We start from the raw sequence: 16,046 nt of genomic DNA on the forward strand, positions 1-16,046 counted from the left end.
CTTTATTTGACTGCGCCGAATGTTAAACCCTGAACTAATTGCTTCTGGCTGAACCAGCCGAAGATTACAATCGGGGCGATAGCTAGTACGGATACTGCTGATAATTTAGACCAGAATAAGCCTTCCGGACTGGAGTAAGACGCGACCAGTGAGGCCAACGTTCCGGCATTTGCCGCGGTCAGGTTGAGTACCCAGAAGGCCTCGTTCCATGACAGTACCAGACACAACAGACCGGTTGAGGCCATACCACCCATTGCTAATGGCAGCAGTACGAGGCGGAATTCGCTCCATAGGCCGGCACCATCCATGCGGGAGGCTTCTAAGATCTCATACGGAATATCTTTAAAGTTGGAGTACAGCATCCAAACCATGATCGGTAAGTTCATCAGCGTGAATATCACCACCAGTGCGATGACATTATCCAACAGTCCCAGCTTCTGACAGATCAGGTAGATTGGAATCAACGCACCAACCGCAGGCATCATCTTAGTGGACAGCATCCACATCAAAATGTCTTTAGTGCGGCGGGTCGGGCTGAAAGCCATACTGTAAGCAGCAGGCACCGCTAGCATCAGACCAAGAATGGTCGAGCCAACACTGGTGATTACTGAGTTCCAGGCAAAGCTAAAGTAGTCGCTACGCTCTTGCACCGTGGTGTAGTTTTCTAACGTAGGCTCAAACACCCACAAACTCGGCACGGCAATCGCTTGTAGCTCGGTCTTAAACGAGGTGACGATCATAAATAAGATCGGGAAAAAGATCAGTAGGGCGATAGCGTAAGATGCCACCGTCCGGATGATCATGGCCAAATTCCAGTTATATAAACCGGTTCTAACGGGTTTTTTGGTACTCATCATCATTAATCCAGGTTTTTGCCGACGATGCGGATTAAGAAAATCGCAACGATATTGGCGAGAACAATGGCGAATAACGCGCCTGCGGATGCTGATCCCACGTCAAAGTTCAACAAGGCTTCAGTAAAGATCAAGAAGGCTAAGTTGGTACTTTGGGTGCCGGGGCCACCAGCGGTGGTGGTATAGATCTCTGCAAATATACTGAGCAGGAAGATCACCTCAATCATGACCACAACGGTCATTGAGCGTGCCATGTGAGGCACATACAAATAACGCAGTTTTTGCAGGTAGGTTGCACCGTCGAGACTGGAGGCTTCTAGCTGCTCACGGTCCATCGACTGTAGGGAGGTGATGAAGATCAGGCAGGCAAACGGAAGCCACTGCCAACTCACCATGATAATGATGGAGAGTAGGGGGAGATCCTGTAGCCAATTCACGGGTTCGAGCCCAAAGAACATCCAGACTTGAGCCAGTACCCCGTATATAGGGTTCATCATCATGTGCTTCCATAACAAGGCGTTAACGGTCGGCATCACGAAGAAAGGTGAAATAAGCAGGATTCGGACGAAGCTCTGGCCCGGGAACGGGTCATTGATCAATAGCGCAATGGCTAGTCCAAAAATAACAGTAATGGCAACGACACTACCGAGTAATACGACGGTGTTGAGTACCGCGGCACTAAAGGCCGGATTGGTAACGAAAAACTCATAGTTTTGCCAGCCGACGAAACCGGTTCGGTCGGGCTGCATAAGGTTGTAGCGGATTAGGGAAAAATAAATAGTCATTCCCAGAGGGATAATCATCCACATTAGCAATGTAATCACTGCCGGGGACATGAGTAGCCGTGGGATAAAGCGATTAGCTTGAGCTTGTGTGCGCATCTCGTTGTACCATCTGCTTAAGTTTAAAGAGACTTCTGGGTCGTGGGGGGCGGGCGTATATTCAGAACGGGGGTCGCTGAGTGAAATGCATAAATGCTCCCTGCCAAAACCGTGAGGTTTGCAACAGGGAGCAGTTTAATCACATCAGTTCTTCACGCTCAGAGGACGAGCCTCCGACTGGAAGCTTGAATGGATCAATAGTAGCCAGCGCGACGCATTTCACGATCAGCTGCTGCTTGTGCTGCTGCTAATGCTTCTTTTACTGTCTTATCGCCGGATAGTGCTGCTGCCATTTGCTGACCAACAACGGTACCGATTGCCTGGAACTCAGGAATGGCTGCGAACTGAACACCAGTGTAAGGTGACTTTTCGAATGTGCTGTCATTTGGGTTAGCACTGAAGATTGCTGCTAGTTCAGCATCTGCAAAGTTAGCAGCCGCTTTGAACTCAGGAATCTGGTAAGTCGATGCACGGCTACCTGTTGGTACAGAACCCCAACCGTTAGTCTCACCAATCAGCTTGATGTACTCTTTAGACGTTGCCCACTCAATGAACTTAGTCGCTTCTGGAACTTTAGCCGAAGAAGCTGGTACTGCTAGAGCCCAAGCCCATAGCCAGTTAGCGCCACGTGCAGTCTTCTGTACAGGAGCCTGTGCGTAAGCGATTGTGTCAGCTACTTTAGATTGCTTAGGATCAGATACGAAAGAAGCCGCGATAGTTGCATCAATCCATGCACCACACTTACCTTCGTTGATCAGCGCCAGAATCTCGTTGAAGCTGTTAGAAGCTGATCCTGGAGGACCGTACTTGTTCATCAGGTCAACATAGAATGTAACCGCTGCTTCCCACTCAGGAGAATCCAGCTGTGGCTTCCAGTTTTCGTCAAACCAGCGAGCGCCGTAGGTGTTTGCAAGAGTAGACAGGAAAGCCATGTTATCGCCCCAGCCTGCTTTACCACGCAGACAGATACCGTAGATACCTTCGTCTGGGTTGTGCATAGCGGCAACAGCTTGCTCCATATCAGCCCAAGTTGGCTTAGCTGGAAGTGTAATACCTGCTTTGTCAGTCAGGTCTTTACGGTACATAGTCATTGAGCTTTCGCCGTAGAACGGTGCAGCGTACATCTTGCCTTCGTGAGACAGACCGTTACGGATAGCAGGGAAAATATCGTTGGCGTCATACGCTTCACTAGTTACTAGTGGCGCTAACCAGCCTTTCTTACCCCAGATAGGAGTCTCGTACATACCGATAGTCATGATATCGAACTGACCACCTTTGGTCGCGATATCTGTAGTGACACGTGAACGTAGAACGTTCTCTTCCATGGTCACCCATTTAACTTTGATATCGGGGTTGGCTTCTTCGAACACTTTTGTGTGTTTTTGCATTTCGACCATGTGGCCGTTATTCAGTGTTGCGATAACCAATTCTGTTTCTGCGTGTGTAAGACTTGTCGCAGTAATCAATAAGCTGCCCGCGATCGCGGTAACCAAACGATTAAGTTTCATGCTGTTTCCTCCAATGAATTAAACTACCCGATGAGAGTAATACTCTAATGTTTACAAAGAGCATCTATCGCCCCATCTGGTATAATACAGTAGCACTATAGCCACTTGAGGCCTAATACGCTGCTGCAAAAGCATAATACTTTTCTGAGGGGGCGTTGACTTAATTTCGAATTACACTGCTTTAGGTTTTTAATTTGGCCTATTTAGTCCTGATTTCTTTGTTTTATAAAAATGGCGCTATTATGGCCTATAGCGATGTGTCAAGGTAACATGGGGCCTCGTTAAATAAGACAGGAGCGTTTTCATGAAAGGAAACCCGACGATTAACCCGTTGCTGAATAAAGTACTCCGCAGTCAGCTCACGGCAATCAACCAGTATTTTTTGCATGCACGCATGTGTGGTAACTGGGGACTGGAAGGTCTGAATAAGCATGAATACAAGCGTTCAATTAAAGCCATGAAGCAGGCGGATGAATTGATCGAACGTATTCTATTTTTAGAAGGACTGCCCAATCTGCAAGACTTAGGCAAGTTGTACATCGGTGAAGATGTGCCTGAAATTATCGAAAACGATATGCGCCTGGCCACTGAAGTGGTGGCTGAAATTCGTGGTGCCATTGCAGAGTGCGAACAAACTCAGGACTATGTTTCTCGTGACTTACTACAAGAGTTACTGGAAGAAGAAGAAGAGCAGATTGACTGGTTGGAAGTACAGCAGTGGGCCATTGAGAACGCAGGCTTGCCGAACTACCTGCAATCCATGATGGGCGAATAAGGAGAATACGAATGAAAGGTAACAAACGTGTCGTTGACACACTAAAGACATTACTGGCCGGTGAATTAGCCGCTAGCGATCAATACTTTATCCACTCACGCATGTGCGATGACTGGGGCTTAACCAAGCTGTTTGATCATTATGAGCATGAGCGCGTAGAAGAGCATGACCATGCTGATGCGATTATTAAGCGTGTTCTCTTCTTAGAAGGCGTGCCTGATCTAAGCAAACAAGATGATTTGAATGTTGGCCAGGATGTGCCACAAATGTTTGAAAATGACTTGGCTTTGGAGTATCACGTCCGTGATGCACTAAAAGCAGCGATTCAGGTCTGTGAAGAAGAGCAAGACTATGTGACGCGTGAAATGCTACGCCAGCAATTATCTGATACGGAAGAAGATCACGCACATTTTCTGGAAAAGCAATTGGGCTTAATCAGCAAAATTGGCTTGCAAAACTACCTGCAAACACAAATGTAAGACCCTTGAAACACTCTGTCTAGGCACCGAGGTTTTGACGTTAAACGTTAACAAAGCCTTCAGCACACCCAAACAGAGCTTGTTTTTACAGCCTATCCAGACTAATAGCGGGATAAGTAATCGGTCCAGGCGGATGACTGCTGATTCTGTGGTCCGCGCTGATCGGCCATGACCATGATTTCGTGGCCAGCCTTATCCAGAACGCTAAGGCTGCTGATCAGGCCATCGGCTGATGGCTTGCGAATGCGCCAGACCTCACCAATTTCTGCAGTACGCAGGTGCAAGTTAAAGCCGGGGTCTAACACGTTAAACCATGGTCCTGTCCGCAGTAGGCGTTTGATCACTCCGCTGAAGGATTGAACTGCGCCATGATTCATTCCAAATAATATAAGCGGATGTTGATCTTCAGCCAGTGTCGTTAGCAGGTTTTCCACCGTCTCGGTGGGGAGTTGCTTGGCGTAATCTTCCCCTAGCGCCGGATAGATCAGTTGTCGTTGACCACCGAGTTGGCGAATCAATTGATTGGCCTCGTGCACATTTACCATGCTGGCCCAAGATCGACGTAGGATGGTGTGATCAATTGCCTCAGCCGTGACACTTTCCGGAGGCTTTGGCGCAGGGTGTCGGGCGATTTGTAAGAAGGGCTGAGAGGCATAACGGAAGTTATCGATCAGGGTTTGGTAAGCCTGATGATTACTCTTTTCCGTCAGATAAATTTTGTGCACCGCTTCGCCATAGAGGTCGAAAAACTGCAAACTGAGTCGCTGATTCTCATTTACAGCATAGGCATGATGCCATTGTTTTAAAAAATAACGGGTATCTAAGCCGGGACGCAGAAAAATAGCCACATCGCCCTTAAGTTTAAGGTTGGCAAAAATGTTGGTACTTTCATGCACCATTGATGCACTACGTGTAAGCGCCATGACTTCGCCTAACTCTATAAATGAAGCCATCAAAGCAGGCCATTCCGGACGCAGTGGTGTACAGCTAATACCGCTACCGGTGGCCACTAATTCCAATTCGCTAACGCCTAACTGAGCCGCCGCATCTCTGATCCGAACTTTGGGGTTGGCGCTGCGAAAGGCTTGCCACAGGCCAGCAAGGCCATGGTTGCTATCAGGGTTGTTTGTCATCTGATTCATCTCCGTTGCTATGCCGCAGTATGGGCATCAAATAGGGGTTTATGAGCGATTACCAGTGGGCGGCTGGTTTGTCTGGGGTGGCTAACGACATCCACATTGACCTGAAACACTTCGTGAATGGCGTGGGGTGATAGCACATCACTGGGATTGCCATACAGTGATAGCTCGCCAGCCTCTAACACGGCTATCCGGTCGGCATATAACGCTGCCAGATTAAGATCGTGCAATACCGCCAGTACGCCAATATTCCAACTGCTTGCCAAATGCTGGGTTAAACCCAATACGTGGTGTTGATGGGATAAATCCAGCGCGGAAGTTGGCTCATCCAGCAGCAAGTAACGCGGCGTCTCGCAGCCAGGGTTCCAAAGCTGCGCCAATACCCGTGCCAGTTGAACGCGCTGTTGCTCGCCGCCGGAGAGGGTGGTGAATAGCCGCCCCTCCAAGTGGTGAACTTGCGCAGTCTCCATGGCTTGCTGAGTTGCTTCGTTATTTTGCTTGGCGCTGTGCGAATAGCGGTAGGGTGTGCGGCCCATCGAGACCACTTCCTCTACTCTAAACGGGAATCCTAATCGGGAATGCTGCGGCAAGATGGCGCGTGTTTTAGCCTGCTCTCGCATTGACCAATACTTGAGTGCTTGGCGATTGAGGTTAACTTGTCCACTACTGGGTTGTAGCTCGCCGCTTAAAATTTTCAGCAGGCTACTTTTACCCGCACCATTGGGGCCGGCAATGGCCAGTACTTCTCCGGCCATTACACCCAGTGAAATATCTTTCAAAATCGTTTTGTCGCCTACGCTCAGCGAAATATTGTCAGCTTGCAGCATTAGAAACCTCGGGTTCGGTAGCGGCCTAACAGCCATAGGAAAAAGGGGCCGCCCAATGCCGCAGTGATAATGCCAATGGGCAATTCGGCGGGAGTGACTAAGGTGCGGGCTAGCAGGTCAGCCGCGAGTAATAAACTGGCTCCCAGCAAAGCGGAGGCGGGGAGTAATAAGCGATGATCCGGCCCCAGTATTAGCCGCAATAAATGAGGCACTACCAGCCCCACAAAACCAATGACTCCGGTGAGCGCAACCGTAGAGCCAACCACTAGCGCCACCAGCACAATCAAGCCCTGTTTAATGCGCTCCAGATTAAAGCCCAAGTGACCGGCTTCGGCTTCGCCCAGTAAAATGGCATTTAAGGCATGAGCGAAAAAAGGCAGAATAAACAAGGGGATGAGTATGAGGGGCGCAACGGCCAGTACTTGCACCCACGTTACGCCACCTAAGCTGCCCATCGCCCAAAAGGTGAGGGTGCGGAGCTGCGCGTCATCCGCCATATAGGTGAGTAAACCGGTAGCCGCGCCCATTAGCGCATTAATGGCCACGCCAGCGAGTAACATGGTGGCCACATCGGTGCGGCCTTCCACATTGGCGAGTCGGTACACCAGTAAGGTGACTAATAAACTGCCGATAAAGGCCGCAACCGGCAGGGTGTAATAGCCTAGTGCCTCACTCAGGCCTTGCAGCAGAGTACTACCCAATACAATCACACTAACGGCGGCTAAGGCGGCTCCGCTGGAAACCCCAATCAAACCGGGGTCGGCCAGCGGATTGCGAAATAATCCCTGAATGGTTGCGCCACTCATAGCCAAAGCGCTGCCCACCAACACGCCAAGCACAATACGAGGCGCACGGATATCGAGCAGTACCGCAGCATGGCCAGCGTCATAATCTGGTAAACCAGAGATACCGGCAGCTTGAGCAAGAATACCCAGTACTTCCAGTGGCGGAATACCGACTGCGCCAACGGCTAATGAGCAAAGAATGAGTACTGCCAGCAATCCCGTCAGGCTGACAAACACCCAACGGGGAGACAAGTTACGAGTCATACCAGTCCTTACTCTGTTTGCAGTAATTGTTGTAACTCAGCAACCGCCTGAGGCAAGCGAGGGCCAAAGCCCAGCAAATCCAAACCCGACATGGCGAGAATGCGTTTGTGCTTACCCGCAGGGGTCAGAGCAATACCGGGCAACTCGACGACCTGATCGATGCCGCCGATCGTGTCGATGGCATCTTGCGTGAGTAAAATCGCATCGGGCTGTGCAGCAACCATGGCTTCAGTGCTAATGGCTTTGTAGCCTTGGTGCGTCTCAGCAAAGGCATTGATGCCACCGGCTAAACGGATCATTTCATCCGCAGCGGTTTGCTGGCCTGCAGCTTTGGGTGAGCCTTGTCCCATACTCATTAAAAACACGACCTTAGAGGGCTTCATCCCAGCTTGTGACTGTTGTACGGCTTTCAGATCGGCCAGTAATTTATTGGCCATTGCCTCGCCTTGAGCGGATTTTCCGATGGCATTGGCAACGCCTCGAATCTTTTGTGCAACGCCGTCTGCCGAATGCCCAGCCGGTAGCTCGACCAGTTTCACGCCGGTGGCTTTAATCTGCTCCAAGACAGTTTTAGGGCCTGCTTCTGAGGTCATTAAAATCACATCGGGGCGCAGGGATAACACACCTTCTGCCGAGAGTCGTCGCTGGTAGCCGACTTGTGGCAATTGTGTTGCGACTTCAGGAAATAGGCTGGTGGTATCGACGCCCACTAAGGAGTCCGCCGAGTCTAGCGCATAGACAATTTCGGTTAATGCACCACCCACACTGATAATGCGAGGTGGCGTATCGGCCGCAACAGCAGGCCGAATGCAGAGCAGGCAAAGTAGCGCTGCAGTTAATCCGTGTTTCATTCTGTGTTCCTTAATCGGTCGTCTGTGTATCAGGGGTTTTAGTACGGCGATGGCCCGCTTCATTGCGCAAGCGAATCGTCTGTAAACCTTCACCGTTCAGGCTATAGGCTTGTGCAAAACCGCTCACATACGAGGCGGACTCTGGCTCTAAGCGAAACAGATGAAAGTCCGTTAGATTACGCATCATGCGCATGAAATTACCGAACTGCGCTTCCATTTGGTCGAATACCTCATCAAAAGCATCGCCATCACGCGCTACTTCGCTAGCTACACAGCGCAGCGTTAAACGACGTCTGGCGAATAGGTATTTGGCGTCGGCTTCATTTTCAATAAATAGCACGCTACAGCGCTCGTTATGCAGTAAATTGCCGGTATGTGCGGCTAACTCGCTGAGATAAACGTAGTAGCTACCTTGATGTTTGATATAGGGCGCATAGCTGGCTTCTGGCTCGCTATCGGCATTACAGCTGGCGATTAATAAGCTGCGAAACTCACGGTCAAAGGCATGACATTCGCTGAGTACTTCATCCAGATTGCGGGCGGCTGGAGTGAGGGCTTGCATGGAGTTGCTCATAATTTAGAAGTCCAGAGTTAAGCCGACGCGCACGCTACGTGCTGCTTCGGAGTTAATACGATCATCAGCCGTGAGCAAACGAGCCGTTTCCCACTCCCAATATTGCTTATCGGCGATGTTGAAGATGCCGGCATCGAGCCGTAGGTTTTTGCTAATTTGTTGGTATGCGGTGATATCGACCACGCCATAGCCTGCGGATAAGAAGTTATCGTCACCGGATACATCGGAGTCTTTTTTACCAGAGGCGGCTCTGACTAATAGCTCGGTACCCCAGCGCTTGCTTTTGGCGTCGTAGCCAATGCCCAGTGTTCCTTGCAGTGGAGAGACTGAATTGAGTGGCTCGCTTTCGCCATTTTCTTTAACCGTACCCTTGGCATAAGCTAAAGCACCGCGCACTTGTACCGTATCGCTGAGGCGCACACGGCCTTTGGCCTCGACCCCTTTGATGGTCACGCCACTGAGGTTTTGGTTTTGGAAAATACCGTAAGGGTAGTTATCGGTTGGACCGAGATTCACGCTTTCAATAAAGTTTTCATAGTCGTTGTGAAAGGCGCTTAGCTCCAGATTAACCTTATCGTTTTCAAAGCGATAACCCAGCTCAAAGCTATCCACGCTTTCTGGTTTTAAGTCGGGGTTAGACTTTCCGGCATACGCGCCAAAGCGATCAAAGTTCTCATACAGCTGGTTCATATCCGGCGCTTTATAGCCTTGGGCAAATTGGCCGAATACGCTGTGATTGTCATTGAAATCATAGGTTGCGCCGAGCTTGGCTGAGAGCTGTTCGCCTGTGTTTTTTTCCGGATCAGCATCGTATGGGTTACTGGCAAGGTAGTCCGCGTCCGGTTTGGGGTCGATGCTGTAACGGTCGAAACGCAAACCAGGAGTCACGCGCCAGCCGCTTTCGCCCAGCGTGATTTGATCTTGCAGATACACCGAAATGGATTCACTTTCAGAGAGCGGCATACCGCGGCCAATACCGCTGGTGCTGCTGTCTCGCCATTGTTCAAACTCCGTGCTGTCCAGCGAGCCACCGTAGCTCAAATTGTGGACGGTCGCGGTTGTGGCAATGGCCTTTTTGAAGTCTAGTTTGAGTGACTTACTGGTTTCGCGATAATCCGAATCATAGCTGGCTGACTCACCTTGGCTTGGATAAGTAGCCAGTTGATCAGTGGTTGATTTTTGCCAATCCAGTTTAGTCGTCATGCTGTCATAAGCGGCGGTTGGTTTGGCATTGCCGAACTCAACACTGACCCGGCTGCGACGTTTTTCATCCTCAAAGCGAGTATCCGGCGTGGCATTGCTTAGGGCATTAATGCTTTCTTCATTTTTCAGGCGTTCAGCCATCAGTTTGATGTATTGGGCATCGTTGATTTGATACTTCAGCTTGCCCATCACATTGAGGTCTTGGCTATCTTTCGGGTCGGCTTCACTGCCAGAGTCGCCTTTATTTTTGATTTCCTCGCCTTTGCGAGAGCTGATAACCGCCATGGTTTCCAGCTTGCCTTGACGATTTGCCAGCGTGAGGGACTGTCCCCAGCTTTTATCCGCGCTGTCATAATAGGTACGTGTGCTGCCTGCTGAGCCGTCTTTATCGTCTTTTAAAATATCGGCAGGGTCTTTAGTGATGTAAGACACCACGCCACCCAGTGCATCGCTGCCATACAGTGACGAGGCAGGCCCTGGAATGACTTCAACTTGCTTGATGGTATTGAGATCAACCGCGTGGCGGCTGGAGCCCAAAAAGCCAAAGGTTAGTTCTTTAGGCTGGCGAACACCATCGACTTGAGTCAGCACGCGGTTACCGGTAATGCCGCGAATATTAATCGCACCAGAGCCACGGTTTTGCGCGCCACTCACGGTTACGCCGGGGGTAAATTGAAACAAATCATCCACGGAATCGGCGACCATCGCCTGAATATCGAGATCCTGAATCAGCATCATCGAGCTATCCACATCCCCTAAGCGTTGTTCGTCTTTACTGGCGCTAACCACGACATTATCAAATGAAAAAACAGGCTCTTCAGCCTGCGCGCTGCCAACGCTTAAAAACAATACTGCCGGGGAGAGCAGTGAGAGTGACAGAAAATTATGTCTGAACATGGGGTTATCTCTTGGGGGAATTTTAATGGCTTAGTTGAGGCTTTGGCTGGGCGCTGTCCGCCAGGTCATCTCATCCATGCGGTTGGAGGAGCGATCTTCGCAAGTGCAGTAAGCACTCTGGTGATGACGAACAATGATGGTTTCCCAATCCTGAAGTAGGCTGCTGTAGGAGTCATGGGCAGCATTGGACAGTTGGACTTCAGGCTGCTCCAGCAAAATACTAAAGTGTTGATGGATGCTTTTAGCGGTGGTCAGCGTTTGGCAAGTGAGCTCATCTGCGCCGCGCAGTAGCGCATAACGGGTAAGAAGGTAAGCAGTCGCGGCCAGAATTGTGTGTACGTCGGTGTTGTTTTCAGAATTATTCATCATGTCTTCCCAAGCGTAATTTGAGTGTGGGAATTATGGTAGTGATAATCATTCTCGTTTGCAAATAAAAACTATTCTCATTTAAATAATTAATAAATGAGTGAAAATTAGTCTATTTGGAGCGTGTTTGAATTGAATAAATTAGGGGAAAAGAGGGAGCGTAGCGCATATCAGATACATGCGCCGCCGCGGTCTAACAGGGGAAAATAGGAGTCTTAAGTGGCTTTTTTATCAGTAACTTGGCTGCAATGGAATGCCTAAACCAAAATCCAGACCGGATTGGTTTTTAGCTTTATCAATCTCTTCAATGACATGCGGTTTACAGCGCCCGCAGCAAGTGCCTGCTTTAAGCGTGCATTGTATGGCTTCCAAAGAGTCATGGCCTTCTTTTACAGCTTTTCGAATGGCTTTATCCGTCACGGAATGGCAGATACAAATATACATTAGCTCACCTTAATAATAATGATTCCTATTTGTGTCTCGATCGTATCCTGCCATTCCGCTAATTGCAAGTGATTCTTATTCAGCGGTTTAAACTCTTCGCTAAAGCCTTACAATGTGGACGAATTTATTTAGCGCCAACCGGCCAAATCTAACAGCCTAACCGCTTGTGGGTTGTATTTTCCCAGCACCGATAAATTTACCGCATCGCTTTTAAAGCGGCCCCAAGCCTGAATGCGTGGGTCAGGAGCCACCCCAGGCTTTACCGGAAACTCGCCATTCACCGTCGCATACCACTGCTGTGCAATATCCTGTAGCAGGTAGTTAAGCAGGCGCACGGCATTCTCTTTGTGCTTTGCCGAAGCCGTTACACCCGCGCCGCTGATATTGATATGCGTGCCACGATCGCGCTGATTCGCCCAGAAAATACCCACACGATTAGCTGCGGCCTTTTGTGTGGTATCGCCGCCAAATAGCATTTGTGCATAGTAATAGTTATTGGCAATTGCCACGTCGCAACGCCCTGAAGCCACGGCGCTGATTTGGTCTTTATCGCCACCCACTGGGTTTCTGGAGAAGTTAGCCACCAAACCTTTCGCCCATTGCTGCGCGCGCGCTTCACCGACACTGGCAATCATCGACGCGGTAAGTGATTGGTTGTAAATACTATTGGAGGAAGTCACGCAAACCCGGCCTTTCCACTGTGGCGCGGTAAGGGCTTCGTAAGTGGATAATTGCTGTGGATTAACCCGATCTTTGGAGTAAAAAATAGTCCGTGCCCGATAGGTTAAGCCAAACCAGGTATTGCCGGGATCACGAAGGTTAGCCGGAATGTTTTTGATCAAACCCGGTGATTGCACGGCTTGCAGCAAGCCCATTGATTTGGCGCGATACAAGCGACCCGCATCGGCTGTTAGCAGAATATCCGCAGGGCTGTTGCGGCCTTCACTTTGCAGGCGTTTTAGCAAAACATCATCGCTGGCGGTGATCAAATTTACGCGAATGCCAGTGTCTTTGCTAAAGGCATCCAGCAGTGGCTTGATAAGCTGTGATTGGCGCGAGGAATACACATTCACCTCGTTGGCAAATGCGCTCTGGCAGACTAATACTGCGATTAAAAAGAGTGACTTGGAGATAAACTTAGGCATAACAGGCTCTGTTTTAAGATTAAGTTACTAAGGATTTCAGGTATCGGCCCAGCGGCGAATCAGATTGTGGTAAACCCCTGTCAGGCGCACCACATCAGGATCAGCCAAGCTTTGCTGAGCGGCGATCGATTGAATGCTCTGGTCCATTTGGTACAACATATTGCGCGAGGCATCGTCCCGCACCATGCTTTGTATCCAGAAAAAAGCACTGACCCGTTTGCCGCGCGTGACCGGATTTACATGGTGATAGCTGGTGCCGGGGTAGAGCACCATATCGCCCGCCGCAAACTTGATTGATTGCTCGCCGTAAGTGTCTTCGATGACCAGCTCGCCGCCGTCATACTCATCAGGCTCACTAAAAAATAAAGTCGCGGATAAGTCAGTACGCACACGGACAATGCTGTTGGGCACTATGCGAATCGCATTATCGATATGAGTGCCGAAGTGGCCGCCATTTTGATAGCTATTAAACAGCGGTGGGAAAATTTTGGCGGGCAGGGCCGCAGAGATAAATTGATTATTGTGTGACAGGGCATCGATGATCATATCGCCGATGATTCTAGCGGTTTCGGAGTCCTGCGGGAGTTGGCTATTGTGTTTAACCGAAGCCGACTGTTGGCCTGCGGTGACTTTGCCATCAACCCAGCTGGCCGCTTCGAGCGCGGCGCGGCCTTGTTGGACTTGTTCGGGCGTTAATACATTGGGTAGGTGGAGCAGCATTGGGTTTGGCCTCATGCAAAAAAGTGCCCATTACCGGTGGTCTTTAGTAGGGGCTAAATAAACCGGTAATGGGCAAGGACGAACTAGCGATTAAAAGTCGTAAGTGAAGCTCACGCTACCGGTACGACCGGGTGCGACATACACAAACGGGCTGCCGCTGCGGTAAAATGCTTCGTAGATGGTTTCATCCGTGGCATTGTTTAAATTGGCTTGCAGGCTCAGGTTTTTATTCACCTTAAAATCAGCCATTAGGTCTAAGCGGTTGTTGGCTTCCAGCGTGTTGCCCGTGGTTGCAGCAAAGGTTCCGCCTTTAATTTCACCGGTATGCGTGAGCGTCGCACCCATTGAGAAGCGTGGTGTGACGGCATATTTAGCTTGGATAAAGGCGCTCTTGCTGGCCACGTTTGCCAGCTCTAAACCGATCGTATCCGCATCGGCAGACTCTGTTACTTCGGTATCCAGGTAAGTCGCGCCACCGCTTAAGGTCAGCTTAGGTGTCGCGTTACCACTTAAGGTAATCTCAGCCCCTTTAACCCGTGCGCCACCGGTTTGTGTGATCTCGGTATCGCCACGTGGGCCAGTTTCTTCCAGCTTGTTCGACTTATCCGTTTGGAAGATCGCCGCAGTTAGTGCTAAATGGTTATTAGCAAGATCCCACTTGGTACCAATCTCATAGCTTTTATTACGCTCTGGCTTGGTGAACTCCGAAGAGTCAGCGGTCAAGCCGCCATAGGCGGCAGCGCTGGCATCCAGTAACTCACCCGGTACATTGGAAGAGGTGCTAACCGAGGCGTAGATGCTGCCATTAGGACGTGGCTTATAGGTGAAACCTAAGTGTCCGTTTAAGAAGTCAGTATCCAGCTCACCATAGGTCGCGTCATCGTATTCATTGGCGATGGTGTCTTTGCTGATGTCGTAGGTGTCGTAGCGAACGCCGCCAGATACCTGAAACTTATCGTTAAATTTCACGGTATCCATCATGTACAGGGCCGCGGTATCGACAATCGCAATATTACCGTTGGTGCCACGGCTCAATGTACCGCCGCCGGCTAGGTAGTTATCGGGGTCTTCTACACTTTGTGATAAACCGTCGGTTACACCGCTGATAACCAAGCCATCATTGCTGACTTCTTCGCGGCTGGCTTCAATACCGATCGCAATCGTATGTTCTTGATTTCCAATATGTCGCTCATGTGTGAGCTGGGAGTTAAGTCCTTTAAATTTATTGGTATACGCCGCTCTTTTCGGGCTGGTTAAGCTGATCACGCCATTACGTGCTTCTGGCGCCGTTACCGCATAATCATTGGTGGTTTCACCAATACGTACTTTGTTGACCAATGAGGTTTGGTTAGAGAAGCGAGTGCTGAACGTTGCGGTGAAAATATCCGCTCCCGTTTCCTGGAAGTCACGGTAAGCAAGGCCGTACCAGTTAGAACCTACGTCCGCTGGCTTGCCGGTTTCAGAATCCCATGGAATACCAAAATCAGGCAGTGAATCCGTTCTTAAGTGGTAGTAATCCAGCAAGATATCAGTGCTTTCTGTCGCTTTGATGTCGGCAGATAATGCCGCACCTTGGCGCTCGTCGTACACTTCGTCACGGCCGGAAACCGTGGAGTCTTGTACCATCAAATTGGCACGTACTTTAACGCGATCGTTGAGTACTTTGTTAGCGTCCAGCAATAGGCGCTGATCATACTCACCCAGCGTGCCGGTGATTCTTGCGAAATCGGTATCTTGTGGCTTTTTGCTCACGCTGTTAACTGCGCCACCGGTGGTTCCACGGCCCGCAAATGTAGAGCTGGCACCTTTAGCAATTTCAACTTGCTCGGTGTTAAACACTTCACGATTGGCTGAGCCAGGGTCACGCATGCCATCCATAAACACATCGCCGCGGGCTTCAAAGCCACGAATAATAAAGCGGTCGCCGTAAGCGTTTCCGCCTTCACCGGTTCCTAGCGTAATACCCGGTTGAGTACGCATGAGTTCTTTCAGTGCGGTAATGCCTTCATCCGCCATTTGCTCTTTACCGACAATGCTGATGCTCTTGGCTGTATCCAATAATGGCTGGGTGAATTTGGCATTGCCAGACACATCGATTTTGTAAGGCGCATCGGGGTCTGCATTGGGGTTACTGGCGGCTGGCTGTACCGACTCGTTGACGGTAACTGTTTCCAGCGTGGTGACGTCTGCTGCATGAGCAACGGATAAACTTGCCACTGTTACTAAGGCAACAGAGGTTAATTGTAGGGTGCTGCCACGCTGAAAAAGGCAAGGCTCAGATTTGCTATAACTCACTGGTGTAGGCTCCAAGGTAGAGAGGGAGCATCTGTGGCT

16 protein-coding genes are annotated in these 16,046 nt (G+C 50.0%); 2 read left to right on the forward strand and 14 right to left on the reverse strand.

Annotated elements, in window-relative coordinates:
- Positions 1-2: 2 nt before the first annotated feature.
- The 3 genes from LEUMU_RS0119980 to LEUMU_RS0119990 all read right to left on the reverse strand — a co-directional run bounded on the left by LEUMU_RS0119980 (position 3) and on the right by LEUMU_RS0119990 (position 3,243).
- Positions 3-854, reverse strand: a complete 852-nt coding sequence (locus LEUMU_RS0119980) for a carbohydrate ABC transporter permease (RefSeq protein ID WP_051156152.1) — start codon at positions 852-854, stop codon at positions 3-5.
- 5 nt (positions 855-859) lie between these two features.
- Positions 860-1,735, reverse strand: a complete 876-nt coding sequence (locus tag LEUMU_RS0119985; RefSeq protein WP_022954077.1) for a carbohydrate ABC transporter permease — start codon at positions 1,733-1,735, stop codon at positions 860-862.
- A 194-nt stretch (positions 1,736-1,929) separates the two neighbouring features.
- Positions 1,930-3,243, reverse strand: a complete 1,314-nt coding sequence (locus tag LEUMU_RS0119990) for an ABC transporter substrate-binding protein (RefSeq protein WP_022954078.1) — start codon at positions 3,241-3,243, stop codon at positions 1,930-1,932.
- 304 nt (positions 3,244-3,547) lie between these two features.
- Here LEUMU_RS0119990 and bfr (LEUMU_RS0119995) point away from each other — a divergent pair, with 304 nt between their 5' ends.
- Both bfr (LEUMU_RS0119995) and bfr (LEUMU_RS0120000) read left to right on the forward strand, forming a co-directional pair.
- Positions 3,548-4,018, forward strand: a complete 471-nt coding sequence (bfr, locus tag LEUMU_RS0119995; RefSeq protein WP_022954079.1) for a bacterioferritin — start codon at positions 3,548-3,550, stop codon at positions 4,016-4,018.
- Between the two features lie 11 nt (positions 4,019-4,029).
- Positions 4,030-4,497, forward strand: a complete 468-nt coding sequence (gene bfr, locus LEUMU_RS0120000; RefSeq protein WP_022954080.1) for a bacterioferritin — start codon at positions 4,030-4,032, stop codon at positions 4,495-4,497.
- Positions 4,498-4,598: 101 nt separating this feature from the next.
- On the opposite strand, the gene LEUMU_RS26995 is transcribed toward bfr (LEUMU_RS0120000), so the two are convergent.
- The 11 genes from LEUMU_RS26995 to LEUMU_RS27005 all read right to left on the reverse strand — a co-directional run bounded on the left by LEUMU_RS26995 (position 4,599) and on the right by LEUMU_RS27005 (position 16,007).
- Entirely contained in the window at positions 4,599-5,630 is a 1,032-nt protein-coding gene (locus tag LEUMU_RS26995; RefSeq protein WP_022954081.1) for a hemin-degrading factor, read from the reverse strand.
- Between the two features lie 17 nt (positions 5,631-5,647).
- Positions 5,648-6,463, reverse strand: coding sequence for a heme ABC transporter ATP-binding protein (locus LEUMU_RS0120010; RefSeq protein WP_022954082.1), 816 nt, complete (start codon positions 6,461-6,463; stop codon positions 5,648-5,650).
- Positions 6,463-7,512, reverse strand: a complete 1,050-nt coding sequence (locus LEUMU_RS27000; protein ID WP_022954083.1) for a FecCD family ABC transporter permease — start codon at positions 7,510-7,512, stop codon at positions 6,463-6,465. The genes LEUMU_RS0120010 and LEUMU_RS27000 overlap by 1 nt, the downstream gene beginning before the upstream one ends.
- Before the next feature lie 8 nt (positions 7,513-7,520).
- Complete coding sequence (locus LEUMU_RS0120020; protein ID WP_022954084.1) at positions 7,521-8,363, reverse strand: heme/hemin ABC transporter substrate-binding protein; 843 nt, start codon at positions 8,361-8,363, stop codon at positions 7,521-7,523.
- A gap of 10 nt (positions 8,364-8,373) precedes the next feature.
- On the reverse strand, positions 8,374-8,937 hold the full coding sequence (locus LEUMU_RS0120025; RefSeq protein WP_211223046.1) for a HugZ family pyridoxamine 5'-phosphate oxidase: 564 nt from the start codon (positions 8,935-8,937) through the stop codon (positions 8,374-8,376).
- Between the two features lie 3 nt (positions 8,938-8,940).
- Positions 8,941-11,037, reverse strand: a complete 2,097-nt coding sequence (locus tag LEUMU_RS0120030) for a TonB-dependent hemoglobin/transferrin/lactoferrin family receptor (RefSeq protein ID WP_022954086.1) — start codon at positions 11,035-11,037, stop codon at positions 8,941-8,943.
- Between the two features lie 30 nt (positions 11,038-11,067).
- A complete protein-coding gene (locus tag LEUMU_RS0120035) occupies positions 11,068-11,406 on the reverse strand; it encodes a hypothetical protein (protein ID WP_157474407.1) in 339 nt (112 codons plus the stop codon).
- 228 nt (positions 11,407-11,634) lie between these two features.
- Entirely contained in the window at positions 11,635-11,847 is a 213-nt protein-coding gene (locus LEUMU_RS0120040; protein WP_022954088.1) for a (2Fe-2S)-binding protein, read from the reverse strand.
- A gap of 128 nt (positions 11,848-11,975) precedes the next feature.
- Positions 11,976-12,992: a Fe(3+) ABC transporter substrate-binding protein gene (locus tag LEUMU_RS0120045; RefSeq protein WP_022954089.1), complete on the reverse strand. Its 1,017-nt coding sequence runs from the start codon at positions 12,990-12,992 to the stop codon at positions 11,976-11,978.
- A gap of 36 nt (positions 12,993-13,028) precedes the next feature.
- On the reverse strand, positions 13,029-13,712 hold the full coding sequence (locus LEUMU_RS0120050) for a Fe2+-dependent dioxygenase (protein ID WP_022954090.1): 684 nt from the start codon (positions 13,710-13,712) through the stop codon (positions 13,029-13,031).
- Positions 13,713-13,802: 90 nt separating this feature from the next.
- A complete protein-coding gene (locus LEUMU_RS27005) occupies positions 13,803-16,007 on the reverse strand; it encodes a TonB-dependent receptor (RefSeq protein ID WP_022954091.1) in 2,205 nt (734 codons plus the stop codon).
- Between the last annotated feature and the right edge of the window lie 39 nt (positions 16,008-16,046).

The sequence above is a fragment of the Leucothrix mucor DSM 2157 genome (assembly GCF_000419525.1).
In the GTDB taxonomy this organism is placed as follows: Bacteria; Pseudomonadota; Gammaproteobacteria; order Thiotrichales; family Thiotrichaceae; genus Leucothrix; species Leucothrix mucor.